Origin of the sequence: Nocardiopsis yanglingensis (assembly GCF_045809185.1) — a bacterium.
GTDB classification, from domain to species: domain Bacteria; phylum Pseudomonadota; class Gammaproteobacteria; order Xanthomonadales; family Xanthomonadaceae; genus Stenotrophomonas; species Stenotrophomonas yanglingensis.
On the sequence record NZ_JBJNRH010000003.1, the window covers coordinates 169,040 to 182,538 of the forward strand.

Genomic DNA, 13,499 nt, shown 5'->3' on the forward strand with positions numbered 1-13,499 from the left:
TCCATTGCGACCTCGTTCTTGCGGGATTCGACCGGGGCGCCGATGCGCCCCGATCGTTAACGTCTGCCTGCGCAACGGCCGCAGGACCCGATCAGAAGTCCCAGAACACCGGCACCCAGCGGAAGGTCTCGCCCTCCAGCGACACCCGGCCCACTGACGGGAACGGAAGATGCGTGGCCACCAGCATTTCGCCGGTGCCTGCCAGTTCCTTCAGCAGGGCGATGCGTACGCGCGCGGATTCCTCCGGGTCGTGCTCGAAGCCGTTGTGCCAGTTCGGCTGGTCGAAGCCGACCGCGAACACCGCGTCACCGGCGAAGGTCAGGGCCTGCCCGGCAGACGCCACGCGCACCACGCAGTGGCCCGGGGTATGCCCTCCGGTTCGGCGGGCCGTCACGCCCGGCGCGATCTGCTGTTCGTCCTGGAAGGTGTGCACGTAGCTGCTGTACTCGGCCCAGAAGTGCTTGGCCGTGGCGCGCAGCGCATCGGGGAACCCCTGCGGCATGTTGGTGCGGCTGAAGTCCGGCGACTTCCAGAACTCCACCTCCGCCTCGGCCACGTGGATCTTCAGGTCCGGGCGCAGCTGTTCCTTCACGCCTTCAACCAGCAGCCCGCCGACGTGGTCCATGTGCATGTGGGTGATCACCACATCGGTGATTTCGCCCAGGTTGATACCGGCGGCACCGAGGCGGCGGATCAACTGGCCGGCGCGCGGCAGCTGCAGGTCCGGGTCCATGCCCAGGCCGGCATCGATGAGGATGGTGCGATCACCGCTGTGCACCACCATCACGTTCAATGCCCAGTCGAAGGCATCCTGCGGCAGGTACATCTCTTCGAACCATTCGGCACGGTCGGCGGCCGGTACGTTGTGGCCGAGCATCTGGGTGGGCAACGGCAGGACGCCATCGCTGATCACCAGCACTTCGACGTCGCCCACCTTGAGGGCGTAGCGCGAGGGCACCAGTTCATCGAGGGCGGGGGCAATGGGCGCGGCGGTGTTTTCCAGACTGAACATGAGGGATCTCCACGAAGGGGCATTGGGCGGGCAGCGATGCAAGGCTGGCGCGAACGATTCCGGGCGCTTTCCCACGACGCAGGGCGTGGCGTTGCCAGGGCACGGATGCCTGGCAGGCCAGCGCTGCAGGGTTCATGGGAAGGCGGGCCACTGCGCAAGCGGTGGGCCCGGAACACGGCTTGTGCCGTGTGCGATCAGCCTACGCAGCACACCGTTGCTGCGGTAGGCCCGTGGAGGGGGACGTGATGTTGCATTCCGGGAAGCAATGCGAATCACATACCCAGATCAGACAGTCCCGGGTGATCATCCGGGCGACGCCCCAGCGGCCAATGGAACCTGCGCTCGCTCTCCTTGATGGGCATGTCGTTGATGCTCGAGAACCGGCGCTGCATCAAACCATCTGCGCCGAATTCCCAGTTCTCGTTTCCATAGGAACGGAACCAGTTGCCGGAGTCGTCATGCCACTCATAGGCGTAGCGCACGGCAATACGGTTGTCGGTGAAGGCCCATAGCTCCTTGATCAGCCGGTACTCAAGCTCCTTGTTCCACTTGCGGGCCAGGAACTGCCGCGCTTCCTCGCGGCCATGGGTGAACTCGGCACGGTTGCGCCACTCGGTGTCCAGCGAATAGGCCAGCGAAACTTTGTCGGCATCGCGGGTGTTCCAGCCATCTTCGGCAAGGCGTACTTTCTCGATGGCCGATTCACGAGTGAACGGGGGAAGTGGCGGACGGGGTGCTTCAATGGACACGGCGGGGCCTCCAATCAAGTGGATGAACGGGTTTCGACGGGTTTTGATCACTCAGGCGTCAGCGCCTGGCCTGCTCCAACAACGCCGCTGCAACGTCCCTTGCAGTGTCTGCGGCGTTGTAGTCGCCCATCACGCGCGAGACGGTGATGGCGCCTTCCATGAGAACCAGTAGCTGCCGCGCCAGCGCGGCCGGCTGCTCGATATCCAGTTGCCCGGTCAGTTCCAGCGTGTAATCGAGCAGCTTCTGCTTGTGATGTTTTGCGATGTGGCGAATCGGATCGCCGGGATCGCCGACCTCGCCCGCGGTGTTGATGAAGGCACAGCCGCGATAGCCCTCGGACTGGAACCAGCCCTTGAGCACGGTGAACATGCCGAGGATGCGTGCTTCCGGGGTGTCGGCCTTATCGCACTCCTGCTGGAACCACTGAAGCCAACGAACATCGCGTGCGTTCAAAGCAGCTGCAGCAACCTGGTCCTTGTTTTCAAAGTGCCGATAGATGCTCTTCCGGGCAACGCCGGAGGTCTTCACCAGTAGGTCCATGCCCGTGGCGTGGATCCCGTTCTGGTAGATCAGGGCCTCGGCCGTGGCCAGGATCTTCTGCGCAGTGTCGGTGCCGGTCTTGTGCATGGCTGCAAGGTAGAACGACCATTCTATCTTGTCAACGGGCAATGGGTGGCGGTTCGTGTGTGCACAACCGTGCAAGACGATCTATCAAGAAATCCGGACAGTTCATCACCCAGGCGCCTGATTGCTGGCGCAAAGTACGCCTCACCACCCACCCATGAGAGTTCCCGCATGAGCACCTTCGCCCGCACCCTGGCCATTGCCGCCCTCGCCCTCTCGGTCCAGGCCGGCCTGTCCGCGCAGGCCGCCGAACCGGCCAAGCCGGCGGCAGTCACCAGCATCGCGCGCACCGCCAGCTACATCACCACTGCCGATGGCGTGCAGCTCTACTACAAGGACTGGGGCCCGAAGGACGGCCCGGTCGTTACCTTCAGCCACGGCTGGCCGTTGAACTCGGACAGCTGGGAATCGCAGATGATCTTCCTGGCCAACCACGGCTACCGCGTCATCGCCCATGACCGTCGTGGCCACGGCCGTTCCAGCCAGCCGTGGGACGGCAACGACATGGATCACTATGCCGATGACCTGGCCACGGTGATCAACACGCTCGACCTGCATGACGTGACCTTGGTGGGCTTCTCTACCGGCGGCGGCGAAGTGGCGCGCTACATCGGCCGCCATGGCACCGGCCGGGTGAAGAAGGCGGTGCTGATCAGCTCGGTGCCGCCGTTCATGCTGAAGACCGCCGACAACCCGAACGGCCTGCCGATCGAAGTGTTCGATGGCATCCGAAAGGCGCAGATGGACAACCGCGCGCAGCTGTACAAGGACATCCCGTCGGGCCCGTTCTACGGCTTCAATCGCCCGGGCGCGAAGGTGTCTCAGGGCTTGATCGATGCGTGGTGGGCACAGGGCATGCAGGGTGGCCACAAGAACACCTACGATTCGATCGCCGCGTTCTCGGCCACCGATTTCCGCGCCGACCTGAAGAAGTTCGATGTGCCGACGCTGGTCATCCACGGCGATGACGACCAGATCGTGCCGATCGACATCTCCGGCCGCCAGTCGGCAAAGCTGATCAAGAACGCCAGGCTGATTGTGTACCCGGGTGCGCCGCATGGCCTGACCGACACGCACAAGGATCGCGTCAACCAGGACCTGCTGACGTTCCTGCAGGAAAAGTAAGCCCCGCGGGCTCCGGCATATCGCCGGAGCCCCTTGCATCAGGTCACGCTTTCGCAGCCGCGCGCCATGCGGGCCACGCTTCGCTGATGACGCCAACCGCGGACTTCAGGAACAGCAGCGCGATCACTGCGCCTGCTGCGATGTCCACATCAGAACGAAACCTGCGCTCGCACGCCGGCGGTGTTGCCGGAATCCGGCCCCTGGGCGTTGCCGACCTTGTTGTCGGTCTTCCAGTGAACGCAGTTCAGCACCAGGCGTGACCAGTTGTTGACGACCAGTTCACCCCGAGCGTCCATGCGGTGCCCTCGCCACCCCGGGCCGCATCGAGAAAGTCGTAGCGGTCGTAACGCGCAGCCAGCTCGAAGGCGCCAACGCCACCTTCCTGCACCGGGCGCAATACCCGTGTGGTGCCCCATACCCCGGAGCGGCTGCTAGTTGCTTTCGATTCCAGTTATATGAGTGACGTGGGCCGGATCCAGGATGATCACCTGCTCTGCAGTGCGCTTTGGGGACGGATCGTTCGCGCTACTCCAGGTTCGGCCTGTTCAAGTAGTCAATCAACGCCTCAAGCTCTTCCCCGTACATAGCGGGCTCCGACTCGGCATCGAAGCCCTTTTCGCACAATTCGGCCGCAATCACTTCGATGATCGCTTTGCGGTCGTCCGACGTAACGTGATTACCTGCCAATCGCTCTGCAAGCAGAGGTGCAGCATGTCGAGCGGCAAGAACCTTTCCGGCCAAGGACAACATCTGTTGTTCGTTTTCCGTAAAACGCCTGGCCATCGAGCCCCCTCTGTGTTTGTTGCCCAAGTGGCGATCACCCTCCCTTGATGGTTGACGACCACCACGGCATCTTTCCCCGTCATCATGACCTGCTCTCCTTCGGTGAGAGCCACGTTGCGCGGATGCTGCAGCGGGTGCGGCCTACTTTGCCGCCCGCTGGCGCCCGGTCGTGCCACTGAGCCAGGTTTGCTTGAGAAAATCCCGCAGGGCCTGGAAGCGCGGGGTGTCATACAGCGACCGGTGCGTCCACAGCCACACTTCCTTGCTGAGTGCCGGCGCATCGCGCACGCGGATCAACCCGCCCACATGCTGGGCAACCGCGCATTCTATGACGCCCAGCCCGGCCCCCGAGGTGACCCCATCGAGCACCCCAACTGAATAGTTGCAGCGAAGCCAAGGACGGTTTGCACCGGGCAGCGAACGCATCCAGCGTTCCACCTCAAATTCCACGCGCGGCTCATCCAGACCCACGAATTCCAGCTCATGCCATGCCTGGCTGGCAATCGCCGCCTGCCGCCGCGCAGCGTAGGCCTGGTTGGCGTACAGCGCGTAATCCATCTGCCCCACGCGGTCACCACGCAGATCACCTGTGTCGGGCGGGCCGTAGCGCAGCAGGGCGTCGGCCTCGCGGCGCGCCAGGTTGTAAGGCTCGCGCGACGTGAGCACCTCCACATCCAACGAAGGGTGCTGGTGGTTCAAGCCGGGAAGCAGCGTAATCAGCATGAAGCTGGCCCACTCATCGGCGTTGATGCGCACTGTGCCCACCAGCTCCCTGGGCGTATCAACCTGGCGAGCGATCTCGTCGGCGGCCTCTTCCATCTGCTCGGCCAGTGCAAACACTCGCTGCCCCAGTTCCGTGGGAACGCAGCCGGTTGAAGTGCGCTCTACGACCTTGCCCCCTAGTCGCTCCTCCAGCGCATCCAGTCGGCGCGATAGCGTGGCCGTGCTCATACGGGCCGCCTTCGCCGCCTCGCGCAGGGTGCCGCCTCGGATCACGGCCAACAGCACGATCAGGTTGTCCCAGGGAAAGTGTTTCATGGATGAAACGGCTGCCTGCGTTATTGGCTATTTTGATTCATTTTTGAAGCTTATATCATGCCGCCCGGGCACATTACGAGCGTGGATAGCCGCTCTGCCCCACCCCTCTCGATTCGCTCTTACATCCGCTCGGCACTGCCGGCGGTGAACATCAGGTGCTGCAGCATGAATTCCAAAAAGACCCTCTGGGACCGCCTCCTCCACGCCGTCCTCTTTGAAGCCATTGCCCTGTGCCTGTGCGCTCCGGTGATGTCTTACCTGCTGGGTAAATCGCTGTTTGAAACCGGTGTGCTGACCGTCGCTCTGGCGACGTGCGCGATGCTCTGGAACATGATCTATAACGCGCTGTTTGACCGGGTGGAGAAGAAGATCGGGTTCAAGCGAACCGTGCCGGTGCGGATTGCGCATGCGGTGGGGTTTGAAGGCGGCCTGGTGGTGGTTGTGGTACTGCTTGCCGCGTGGTGGCTGTCCATCTCCTACTGGGACGCGTTCCTGCTGGAGCTGGGCCTGATTGCGTTCTTCCTGCCTTACACCTATGTCTACAACCTGGTGTATGACAAGGTGAGAGAGCGGCTGCTGCAGCGGAATTTTGCAGATCGGGCAAGGCAGGCGTGAGTTGACGCCGTGCAGAGGTTGGCGGCACACGGCGAACGGATTCACTGATTGATCGCCGACCTGCGAAATCCAAGGGGTACTCGCCGTTGTCGCTTCGGCGTCCCCGTTTCCGTCTTCAGAAGAGGGGCCGCTTCCTCGGCGATAGGTTATGGGCCGGGTGCGCCAAACGGACTTTTCCCAGCAAAGGAGTGTAGCTATGAAGCGCAGTGTCGTAAGAGGGGCTATCGCGTTTTCCATGCTCGCGGCAGCTGGATCATCGGGCGCGTACAACGTTGAAAGCAGCGACCCCATGCGGAAGCTTGTCTGTGAGGCGATGGGAGGCGTGGACGTTACCGGAGAGGGTGTACTGACGATGGGGAAAGATGTAACCGCTGCTGCGGTTTGTCAGATGCCCGCGTCGCAAACCGCTTCGAGAAGCGCCGCCGCCGCTCCCAGGGCGTTTCCCCTGTCGCCGGTAACGGCGGCCGTGCATCCGCCGTCCGGGAACCTCGTTCTGCCCGCCGGTGAAACGCAGGTCACAACGTCTTGCGGCGCCGATCTGCACATCCCCGCAATCTCCGGGATGCCCTCGGTGAGTGCAGGGCTATCGACTGTCAAATGCCGCGGGTACAACACGCCGACCAACTCAAGCGCAGGGTGCAGCATTGATTGGACCGGACCCACGAACGTTACGTTGGGCGCTCAGCCATATGGTGGACGTGTTGTCGTCAACTTTTCCTGTGTGGCTTTCCGCTCGGGAATTCCAACTGTCATGGATTATGAGTATCACGACCCAACCTATCCCCGGCTGATCTATCAAGCCAGGGATGTGACGGGATACTTGAACATCGCCCGGTAAGGTGCGTAACGGCTGAAGCAGGGAGGAGCAATGGACAGTCGCTGGCCTACGATTCTGGTTCTTTCAGTTGCAGTGGCCGCGTGCGCTTCCCAGCCTCGCTCAGCTCCCCCGCCGAGCGAGGCTGTGCCACTGAAAGATGGCAATGCGGAACAGCTCACCAAGCGCCTTCTTCCGCAACTGCCGCCACCGGGGACTGAAGTGCCTCCGGCCGAGAAGATCATTCGTGAGGCTCCCAACAGAAAGGACCTCATCGTCATCCCGAGACAGGACCCTGCCTGAGACATCATCGAGCAATTGATGGTCCAACCGGTGGGTGATCCTTTCACCGCAGCACAGCGTCACAGGCGATACATGCTGCCCGCGCTGTTCGCCGCCTCCCGTTCAATGCACTCGGCCATCGGCAATCCCTCTGACCACCCGGCAGCCATGGCCAGCGCATCACGCATCGGATCGGACGCCTTGGCGCGCTCATTGCGGATACGGCAGGTTTCCGGGTCTTTGGCGAACAGCCCGCGCGCGAACATACGACCCTGTTCTGCCAGCTTCGTAGTCTTGGGTGTACGGAGGGCGGCGAAGCGCGGCAGCGCCTCATCCAGCTGGCTCCCTGTACTCTCCAGGCATCGCGCCAGGTGCCAGGCATCCTCCAGCGCCTGGCAGGCTCCCTGTCCTGACGTCGGCAACGGTGCATGCGCTGCGTCACCGATGAGCAGCACGTTTGCGCGGCTCCGCGTGTGCAGCGGCTCAAGGTCGTGCACGGCAATCCGCTGGACGGAGTGCGCCGCAGTGGCCTCGATCAAACGCGCGACAGGCTCGGGCCACCCTGCGAACAGATCCCTCACCTCGTCGCGCATGTCTGCTGCGGGCGTTGTCGTGGGGAGTGGCCGCGCCTGGGCGGCCGCCCAGTACACCAGGTCTGCTCGGATCGCGACGCAGCCGAAGCGGTCGCCGGCCCCCCAGTAATCCTGGATCCCGACCTCGCTCACCAGTGCTTTGCCCTGCGCGACCCCGATCCAGTTCACGAATCCTTGGTAAATGGGCGTACTGTCTCCCGCAACGAACCTGCGTGCCACCGAGTTCATTCGCCCATCTGCCCCCAGAATCAGGTCCGGACGGATGCACTGTCCGTTGTCGAACCGCGCCATGGCCTTGCCATTTGCATCCAGCTCAATCGCTACCGCGTGATGTCCGAACACCACCTGGATTCCCGCCCGCGTCACGTGGTCCAGCAGCACCGCCTGCAGGTCACGGCGAAGGATCGTATGGGTCGGGTATCCCATGATCCGATCCAGCAGCGTGATGTCCAGACCGCCCAGCCCGTCACCCGCTGCATCCCTGCGATGTACTGATGTCGGCCGGCCGCCGACAGCACCGATGTCCTCCAGCAGCCCAAGTTCCTGCAGTACGAAGCTGGCGTTGGGCCAGAGCGTGACGCCGGCGCCCATGGTCGACGGCCCGACCCGGCGTTCGTAGACACAGCAGTTGTGCCCTTGCCTGTGCAGGGCAAGGGCCGCGCTCAGGCCTGCGATTCCACCGCCCAGTATTCCAATTTCCATTCCGATGCAGCCTTCTCGATTCGCCCAGGCACGCCGTTGCACGGCATCCATGGGACGGGCGTGCAGTCTGGACTCTGCCAATACTGACAACTAGCATGCAGAACTGAGATTTATTCGTACCCATGGCGGGATAATCGTGCGCAGCAGCTTCGACCTGAACACCGTCCGTGTCTTCGTGGCCGTGGTAGACGAGCAGAGCTTTTCCGGTGCGGCGCGCCTGCTGGCCCTGCCCGCTTCCAATGTCAGCCGCCACGTTGCTTCGCTGGAGCGCAGGCTGGGGGTTCGGCTGTTGGAACGCAGCACCCGCCATCTGCGCATGACCGAAGCTGGCAGGTTGCTGTACGCACGCTCCAAGCCCCTGCTCGATACCCTGCTCTCAACCGAGGAAGAGCTGGGCGCGGTGCAGCGCGAGCTGAAGGGAGTGCTGCGGATGAGCATGCCGAACGAGGCGCCCAGGCTGCTCGCACCCATCCTTGCCGAGTTCTGCAGTCTCCATCCCGGCATTGAACTGGAGTGCGACACGCGGCTGAGCGGCCCGGAAGCGCTGCGGGACGATATGGATCTCACCCTCTTCTTCCATCGGGGGCAGCAGGATGACAGCGCGTTCATCACCCGCGAACTGGCGACATTGCCGAGCATCGTGGTGGCCGCCCCGGCATTGCTGGCCAGGACCGGAACGCCGCGCCAGGTGCGCGAACTCAAGTCCATGCCCTGCATCACCACTGCCAGTGCACTGAAGGGACAACCCTGGCAGTTTGTGGACCCGTCGGGAAGCATCGTGAAGGTGCCGGTGCGCAGCCGCTATCGGGTCGACAGCGGGGAACTTGCAGTAGCAGGTGCACGCCAGGGTCTGGGCTTCGCCATCGTTGCGGCTTACCCGTGTCAGCAGGATCTGACCGAGGGCCGGCTGCAGAAAGTGCAGTTGGATCTGAACCCGGCGCCGCTACAACTGCTCGGCGCATACAGTCACCGGCACTCGGTCACCGCGCGGGTGCGGGCGTTGTTGGAATTCATCCAGGCCCGGCTGCTAGGGATCGGAGAGATGTCCGGGTAGTGGCCTCAGCCGCCCTGTCCCAGCTCGCGCGCCAGGAACGGCGCCGTCCTGCTGCCCTTGGCACGGGCCACCTGCTGCGGCGTGCCCTTCGCCACGATGGTGCCACCCGCACCCCCTGCACCCGGCCCGACATCAATCACCCAGTCCGCCTGTGCGACCGCGCGCATGTCATGCTCGATCATCACCACCGTATTGCCCGCGTCCACCAGCCGCTGCAGCTGCACCAGCAGCCGGTCCGCGTCCGACGCATGCAGGCCGGTGGTGGGTTCGTCCAGCACGTACAGCGTGCGCCCGCGCTGGCTGCGCTGCAGCTCGGTGGCCAGCTTGATGCGTTGCGCTTCACCGCCTGAAAGTTCCGTGGCCGGCTGGCCCAACCGCAGGTAGCCCAGGCCGATCTCCTGCAGCAACTGCAGCGGCCGGGCAATGGCCTCTTCCTCGCTGAAGAACGCATGCGCCTGGTCGACCGTCATCTGCAGGACCTCGGCGATGTTGCGGTCATTCCACTGCACCTTCAGCGTGGCGTCGTTGTAGCGGGCGCCATGACAGGTGGGGCACGGCGCATAGACGCTGGGCATGAACAGCAGTTCGATGCTGACGAAACCCTCGCCCTCGCAGGTCTCGCACCGGCCCTTGGCCACGTTGAACGAGAAGCGGCCGGCATCGAAACGGCGGCGGCGCGCGGCCGGTGTTGCGGCGAACAGCTTGCGCACGTGATCGAACAGCCCGGTATAGGTGGCCAGGTTGGAGCGTGGCGTGCGGCCGATGGGCTTCTGGTCGACCTGCACCACCCGCTGGATGGCGTCTACATCGCCGGCCAATGTGCCCCGGGTCGTTTCGATCACGGCTGGCCCGTCGGTGGGCGCGCTATCGGCGTTGTCGTCCGCAGGCTCATGCCCGAGGTGCAGCAGCAACAGCTCGGGCAGCGCCTGCGCCATCAGGCTGGACTTGCCGGAGCCGGAAATGCCGGTCACGGCTGTCAGCAGTCCCAGCGGCACCTGTGCGTCCACGCCCTGCAGGTTGTGGCGGTGGATGCTCTTCAATTCCAGCCAGCGGTTGGCGCTACGCTGTTGGCTGGCAGGTGCCGGCACCTTGTCGAACAGATACAGGGCCGTGCGTGAATCCTGGATCTGGCGCAGGCCGTCGGGCTCGCCACTGTAGAGAACGCGCCCGCCGTGTTCCCCCGCCTGCGGACCCACATCCACCAGCCACTGCGCGCGGCGCATCAGCTCCAGATCGTGTTCAACAACGAACACCGAGTTGCCGCCGTCGCGCAGCCGTTCCAGTGCGTCGTACAGCGCCTGGCTGTCGGCCGGATGCAGGCCGGCCGAGGGTTCATCAAGCACGTACAGCACGCCAAACAGCAGCGAGCTGAGCTGCGTCGCCAGCCGCAGGCGCTGCAGTTCGCCCGCCGACAGGGTTGGCGTCGCACGGTCCAGCGAGAGATAGCCCAGGCCCAGGTCACGCAGCTGGCGTACACGGGCCATGACCCCGCCTGCCAATCGTTGTGCCGCCAGGCGCTTCTCTTCCGACAGGGCGGAAGTCAGGCGCACATCGGGGGCACCCTCATGGGTCGCCTGGCCACTCGCGGCCCGCCGGGCGCGATCGCGGGGTGTCGGACTCCTGCGGGTGCGAGCGCCCTTGCTGTGTGCGCCGAAATCACCTTGTGCGATGGGCTCCAGCAGCGCTGCCAGCTGATCCAGCGGCAGCCGCATGAACTCACCGATATCCACGCCGGCAAAGGTAACCGAGAGCGCCTCCGGCTTCAGGCGTTTTCCATGGCAGGCCGGGCACAACCGGCCTTCCATGTAGCGCGAAACGCGCTTGCGCATCAGCGCGCTCTGGGTGTTGGCAAAGGTGTGCAGCACGTAGCGGCGTGCGCCGGTATAGGTGCCCATGTAGCTGGGCTCCTGCTTGCGCTTGAGTGCGGCACGGGTCTCTGCGGGCGTGAAACCGGCATAGACCGGCACGCTGGGGGCTTCCTCGGTGAACAGGATCCAGTCCCGGTCCTTCTTCGGCAACTTCTTCCATGGCACGTCGATGTCGTAGCCCAGCGTGACCAGGATGTCGCGCAGGTTCTGGCCATGCCAGGCCGGCGGCCAGGAGGCGATGGCGCGCTCGCGGATGCTCAGCGAGGGGTCCGGAACCATCAGCGCTTCGGTCACTTCGTAGACATGCCCCAGGCCATGGCAGGTGCTGCAGGCGCCCTGTGGCGTGTTGGGCGAGAAGTCCTCGGCGTACAGCATGGGCTGGTTGGCTGGGTACGCACCGGCGCGCGAGTACATCATGCGCACCAGGCTGGACAGCGTGGTCACGCTGCCCACTGAGGAACGTGCATTGCTGGCCCCGCGCTGCTGCTGCAGGGCTACTGCCGGCGGCAAGCCGTCGATGGCATCCACGTCCGGCACGCCCGCCTGGTCGATCAGGCGCCTGGCATACGGCGCGACGGACTCGAAGTAGCGCCGCTGCGCTTCGGCGAACACGGTACCGAAGGCCAACGATGACTTGCCGGAACCCGACACCCCGGAAAACACCACCAGTGCATTGCGCGGAATGGAGACGTCGACATTCTTGAGGTTGTGCTCGCGCGCACCACGCACCTCGACGCAACCGCTGGCGGCGGCAGCGCATGACGATTCACCAAAGGGGGTGTTGGACATTTCAGTGTTCCTGCATTCGGTGGGCGGGTCACGCATGGCGCGGCCGGTAGGCCATTCTCGCTGCTGCGGAGTGAATGGTGTGAGCGCGCCACGGGCGGCATGCTGCCTTCACGTCCCCTTCGTACGCCATTGCACAGCCAAGGGCTAGCGTGGAGCATCTGCACGATGGGAGGCGATCATGCACCCCGATGTACTTGGCTGGGTCGCCACGGCGGTTCTGATGGCGACGTTGATCCGGCAGATGGTGAAGCAGCGGCAGTCGCCATACCCGGAGGCGGTATCGAAGTGGTTGTTCGTGGGCCAGATGACAGCGTCCGCGCTGTTTACGGTGTATAGCGCGATGCTGGGTAGCACCGTTTTCGTGGTGACCAATGCGATGTTGCTGTTGACGGCCGTGGTGGGACAGGTGATGGCCTGGCGCCGTCGCGGCCGCCCCCGAACACCCCCGCCCTGCTGATTGTTAACGCGCTTTGCCTGAAGGCTTGACGCCACGTTGCTCCGCCCTTGATGGGGCCGCTCACGATGCAGTTCCTATGCTGGGCGCGCCACCTGAGCCGTGGCACCAACCTGGAGACCGCATCATGCAACGTGATCAGAAAGACCTTCCCCACCCGGACCCGGAAGCACAGAACCCCGATCCTGTCAGTCCACTGCAGGCGAAGCTGCACAACCGCCGCAACCATGACGAGGCGCTGCAGGAGACCTTCCCTGCCAGTGACCCGATCTCTCCCTTTGTCGCTGCACCAACACCGGAAGAGCAGGCCAAGCGTCTTGGGGAGCGGGGCAAGCTGCCAGACCGCCGCACGGATAAGGAGGCCGCAGGAGGTGACCAGTGATCCGGCGCGGTTTTGCGCGTATTCCGGCCGCAACGGCACGATTGTCGGGCAGCCTGGGCGCATTCGTCGCCGCGCTGGGTGTGATCATCACCTGGGCTGCCAGCGGGCCGGCCTTCCAATTCGATGATACGTGGCAGCTGGTGGTGAATACGGGAACGACCATCGTGACCTTCCTGATGGTGTTCCTGATCCAGCATACGCAGAACGCCGATACGGCCGCGCTGCACATCAAGCTGGATGAACTGATCCGGGTCAGCAAGGATGCCAACCAGGAGCTGTTGAACCTGGAATCGATGGAGCCCGCTCACCTTGAAGAGATTCGCCAGCGTTACGAGGCACTCGCGAAGACCGCTGCAGACATCAAGTCCAAGAAGGAGCGCTGCATGCCCTGCGATGCGGATGCCGCCGCCGAAGCCTGAAGGGCGCCGCGACGGCGGCAGACCCGCGTGGGGATGTCCTGGCTGCCTGGCGGGGCGTTGCAGCGCTGTTCCGACGGAGGCCATCGACCGGGGACGCAAGCAGTCCCAAGCTACGATGCCATCGTGAAGCCATTCCGAAGGCCTGCCGGCATTGAAATGCAGCCACACACAGTGACAGGCACCGCTTCGTGAAGA

At 64.0% G+C, this 13,499-nt stretch carries 17 protein-coding genes; 8 read left to right on the forward strand and 9 right to left on the reverse strand.

Features of this window, described 5'->3' with window-relative positions; genetic code table 11:
- Nucleotides 1–91: 91 nt before the first annotated feature.
- The 3 genes from ACJ7C5_RS06735 to ACJ7C5_RS06745 form a co-directional block, all read right to left on the reverse strand.
- Nucleotides 92–1,012: an MBL fold metallo-hydrolase gene (locus ACJ7C5_RS06735; RefSeq protein WP_097047570.1), complete on the reverse strand. Its 921-nt coding sequence runs from the start codon at nt 1,010–1,012 to the stop codon at nt 92–94.
- A gap of 272 nt (nt 1,013–1,284) precedes the next feature.
- On the reverse strand, nt 1,285–1,761 hold the full coding sequence (locus ACJ7C5_RS06740; protein ID WP_412703413.1) for a nuclear transport factor 2 family protein: 477 nt from the start codon (nt 1,759–1,761) through the stop codon (nt 1,285–1,287).
- 58 nt (nt 1,762–1,819) lie between these two features.
- Nucleotides 1,820–2,389, reverse strand: coding sequence for a TetR/AcrR family transcriptional regulator (locus ACJ7C5_RS06745; protein ID WP_412703414.1), 570 nt, complete (start codon nt 2,387–2,389; stop codon nt 1,820–1,822).
- Between the two features lie 168 nt (nt 2,390–2,557).
- Between ACJ7C5_RS06745 and ACJ7C5_RS06750 the strand changes: the two genes are divergently transcribed.
- Nucleotides 2,558–3,511 carry an alpha/beta fold hydrolase gene (locus ACJ7C5_RS06750; RefSeq protein WP_412703415.1) on the forward strand — a complete coding sequence of 318 codons (954 nt, stop codon included), beginning with the start codon at nt 2,558–2,560 and terminating at the stop codon, nt 3,509–3,511.
- A gap of 149 nt (nt 3,512–3,660) precedes the next feature.
- On the opposite strand, the gene ACJ7C5_RS06755 is transcribed toward ACJ7C5_RS06750, so the two are convergent.
- Nucleotides 3,661–3,807: a hypothetical protein gene (locus ACJ7C5_RS06755; protein WP_412703541.1), complete on the reverse strand. Its 147-nt coding sequence runs from the start codon at nt 3,805–3,807 to the stop codon at nt 3,661–3,663.
- A complete protein-coding gene (locus ACJ7C5_RS06760) occupies nt 3,756–3,899 on the reverse strand; it encodes a porin (RefSeq protein ID WP_412703416.1) in 144 nt (47 codons plus the stop codon). The genes ACJ7C5_RS06755 and ACJ7C5_RS06760 overlap by 52 nt, the downstream gene beginning before the upstream one ends.
- 19 nt (nt 3,900–3,918) lie before the next feature.
- On the opposite strand from ACJ7C5_RS06760, the gene ACJ7C5_RS06765 reads away from it, so the two are divergent.
- Complete coding sequence (locus ACJ7C5_RS06765) at nt 3,919–4,098, forward strand: CSS-motif domain-containing protein (RefSeq protein WP_412703537.1); 180 nt, start codon at nt 3,919–3,921, stop codon at nt 4,096–4,098.
- Here the strand turns inward: ACJ7C5_RS06765 and ACJ7C5_RS06770 are convergent.
- Together ACJ7C5_RS06770 and ACJ7C5_RS06775 are read right to left on the reverse strand one after the other, a co-directional pair.
- The gene (locus ACJ7C5_RS06770) at nt 4,037–4,294 is read right to left on the reverse strand and encodes a hypothetical protein (RefSeq protein ID WP_412703542.1); all 258 of its coding nucleotides are present in this window, start codon (nt 4,292–4,294) and stop codon (nt 4,037–4,039) included. The two genes, ACJ7C5_RS06765 and ACJ7C5_RS06770, sit on opposite strands and share 62 nt — an antisense overlap.
- Before the next feature lie 141 nt (nt 4,295–4,435).
- Nucleotides 4,436–5,332, reverse strand: coding sequence for a LysR family transcriptional regulator (locus ACJ7C5_RS06775; protein WP_285316484.1), 897 nt, complete (start codon nt 5,330–5,332; stop codon nt 4,436–4,438).
- A gap of 165 nt (nt 5,333–5,497) precedes the next feature.
- Here ACJ7C5_RS06775 and ACJ7C5_RS06780 point away from each other — a divergent pair, with 165 nt between their 5' ends.
- Complete coding sequence (locus tag ACJ7C5_RS06780; RefSeq protein WP_248860563.1) at nt 5,498–5,947, forward strand: multidrug/biocide efflux PACE transporter; 450 nt, start codon at nt 5,498–5,500, stop codon at nt 5,945–5,947.
- A 196-nt stretch (nt 5,948–6,143) separates the two neighbouring features.
- The gene (locus tag ACJ7C5_RS06785; RefSeq protein ID WP_412703417.1) at nt 6,144–6,785 is read left to right on the forward strand and encodes a hypothetical protein; all 642 of its coding nucleotides are present in this window, start codon (nt 6,144–6,146) and stop codon (nt 6,783–6,785) included.
- A gap of 338 nt (nt 6,786–7,123) precedes the next feature.
- On the opposite strand, the gene ACJ7C5_RS06790 is transcribed toward ACJ7C5_RS06785, so the two are convergent.
- Complete coding sequence (locus tag ACJ7C5_RS06790; protein ID WP_412703418.1) at nt 7,124–8,389, reverse strand: FAD-dependent monooxygenase; 1,266 nt, start codon at nt 8,387–8,389, stop codon at nt 7,124–7,126.
- Nucleotides 8,390–8,474: 85 nt separating this feature from the next.
- Between ACJ7C5_RS06790 and ACJ7C5_RS06795 the strand changes: the two genes are divergently transcribed.
- A complete protein-coding gene (locus ACJ7C5_RS06795) occupies nt 8,475–9,392 on the forward strand; it encodes a LysR family transcriptional regulator (RefSeq protein ID WP_412703419.1) in 918 nt (305 codons plus the stop codon).
- A gap of 5 nt (nt 9,393–9,397) precedes the next feature.
- On the opposite strand, the gene ACJ7C5_RS06800 is transcribed toward ACJ7C5_RS06795, so the two are convergent.
- Entirely contained in the window at nt 9,398–12,049 is a 2,652-nt protein-coding gene (locus tag ACJ7C5_RS06800; protein WP_412703420.1) for an excinuclease ABC subunit UvrA, read from the reverse strand.
- A 178-nt stretch (nt 12,050–12,227) separates the two neighbouring features.
- Here ACJ7C5_RS06800 and ACJ7C5_RS06805 point away from each other — a divergent pair, with 178 nt between their 5' ends.
- The 3 genes from ACJ7C5_RS06805 to ACJ7C5_RS06815 all read left to right on the forward strand — a co-directional run bounded on the left by ACJ7C5_RS06805 (nt 12,228) and on the right by ACJ7C5_RS06815 (nt 13,304).
- Nucleotides 12,228–12,506: a hypothetical protein gene (locus ACJ7C5_RS06805; RefSeq protein ID WP_412703421.1), complete on the forward strand. Its 279-nt coding sequence runs from the start codon at nt 12,228–12,230 to the stop codon at nt 12,504–12,506.
- A 124-nt stretch (nt 12,507–12,630) separates the two neighbouring features.
- Complete coding sequence (locus ACJ7C5_RS06810) at nt 12,631–12,885, forward strand: hypothetical protein (protein WP_412703422.1); 255 nt, start codon at nt 12,631–12,633, stop codon at nt 12,883–12,885.
- Nucleotides 12,882–13,304: a low affinity iron permease family protein gene (locus tag ACJ7C5_RS06815; protein WP_412703423.1), complete on the forward strand. Its 423-nt coding sequence runs from the start codon at nt 12,882–12,884 to the stop codon at nt 13,302–13,304. The genes ACJ7C5_RS06810 and ACJ7C5_RS06815 overlap by 4 nt, the downstream gene beginning before the upstream one ends.
- Nucleotides 13,305–13,499 lie beyond the last annotated feature (195 nt).

What these genes read in the sequence shown, in the direction of transcription:
- ACJ7C5_RS06810 (WP_412703422.1), top strand. Translation starts at nt 12,631, where the DNA reads ATGCAACGTGATCAGAAAGACCTTCCCCACCCGGACCCGGAAGCACAG.
- ACJ7C5_RS06745 (WP_412703414.1), bottom strand. Translation starts at nt 2,389, where the DNA reads ATGCACAAGACCGGCACCGACACTGCGCAGAAGATCCTGGCCACGGCC.
- ACJ7C5_RS06770 (WP_412703542.1), bottom strand. Translation starts at nt 4,294, where the DNA reads ATGGCCAGGCGTTTTACGGAAAACGAACAACAGATGTTGTCCTTGGCC.
- ACJ7C5_RS06750 (WP_412703415.1), top strand. Translation starts at nt 2,558, where the DNA reads ATGAGCACCTTCGCCCGCACCCTGGCCATTGCCGCCCTCGCCCTCTCG.
- ACJ7C5_RS06735 (WP_097047570.1), bottom strand. Translation starts at nt 1,012, where the DNA reads ATGTTCAGTCTGGAAAACACCGCCGCGCCCATTGCCCCCGCCCTCGAT.
- ACJ7C5_RS06775 (WP_285316484.1), bottom strand. Translation starts at nt 5,332, where the DNA reads ATGAAACACTTTCCCTGGGACAACCTGATCGTGCTGTTGGCCGTGATC.
- ACJ7C5_RS06800 (WP_412703420.1), bottom strand. Translation starts at nt 12,049, where the DNA reads ATGTCCAACACCCCCTTTGGTGAATCGTCATGCGCTGCCGCCGCCAGC.
- ACJ7C5_RS06755 (WP_412703541.1), bottom strand. Translation starts at nt 3,807, where the DNA reads ATGGACGCTCGGGGTGAACTGGTCGTCAACAACTGGTCACGCCTGGTG.
- ACJ7C5_RS06790 (WP_412703418.1), bottom strand. Translation starts at nt 8,389, where the DNA reads ATGGATGCCGTGCAACGGCGTGCCTGGGCGAATCGAGAAGGCTGCATC.
- ACJ7C5_RS06780 (WP_248860563.1), top strand. Translation starts at nt 5,498, where the DNA reads ATGAATTCCAAAAAGACCCTCTGGGACCGCCTCCTCCACGCCGTCCTC.
- ACJ7C5_RS06805 (WP_412703421.1), top strand. Translation starts at nt 12,228, where the DNA reads ATGCACCCCGATGTACTTGGCTGGGTCGCCACGGCGGTTCTGATGGCG.
- ACJ7C5_RS06785 (WP_412703417.1), top strand. Translation starts at nt 6,144, where the DNA reads ATGAAGCGCAGTGTCGTAAGAGGGGCTATCGCGTTTTCCATGCTCGCG.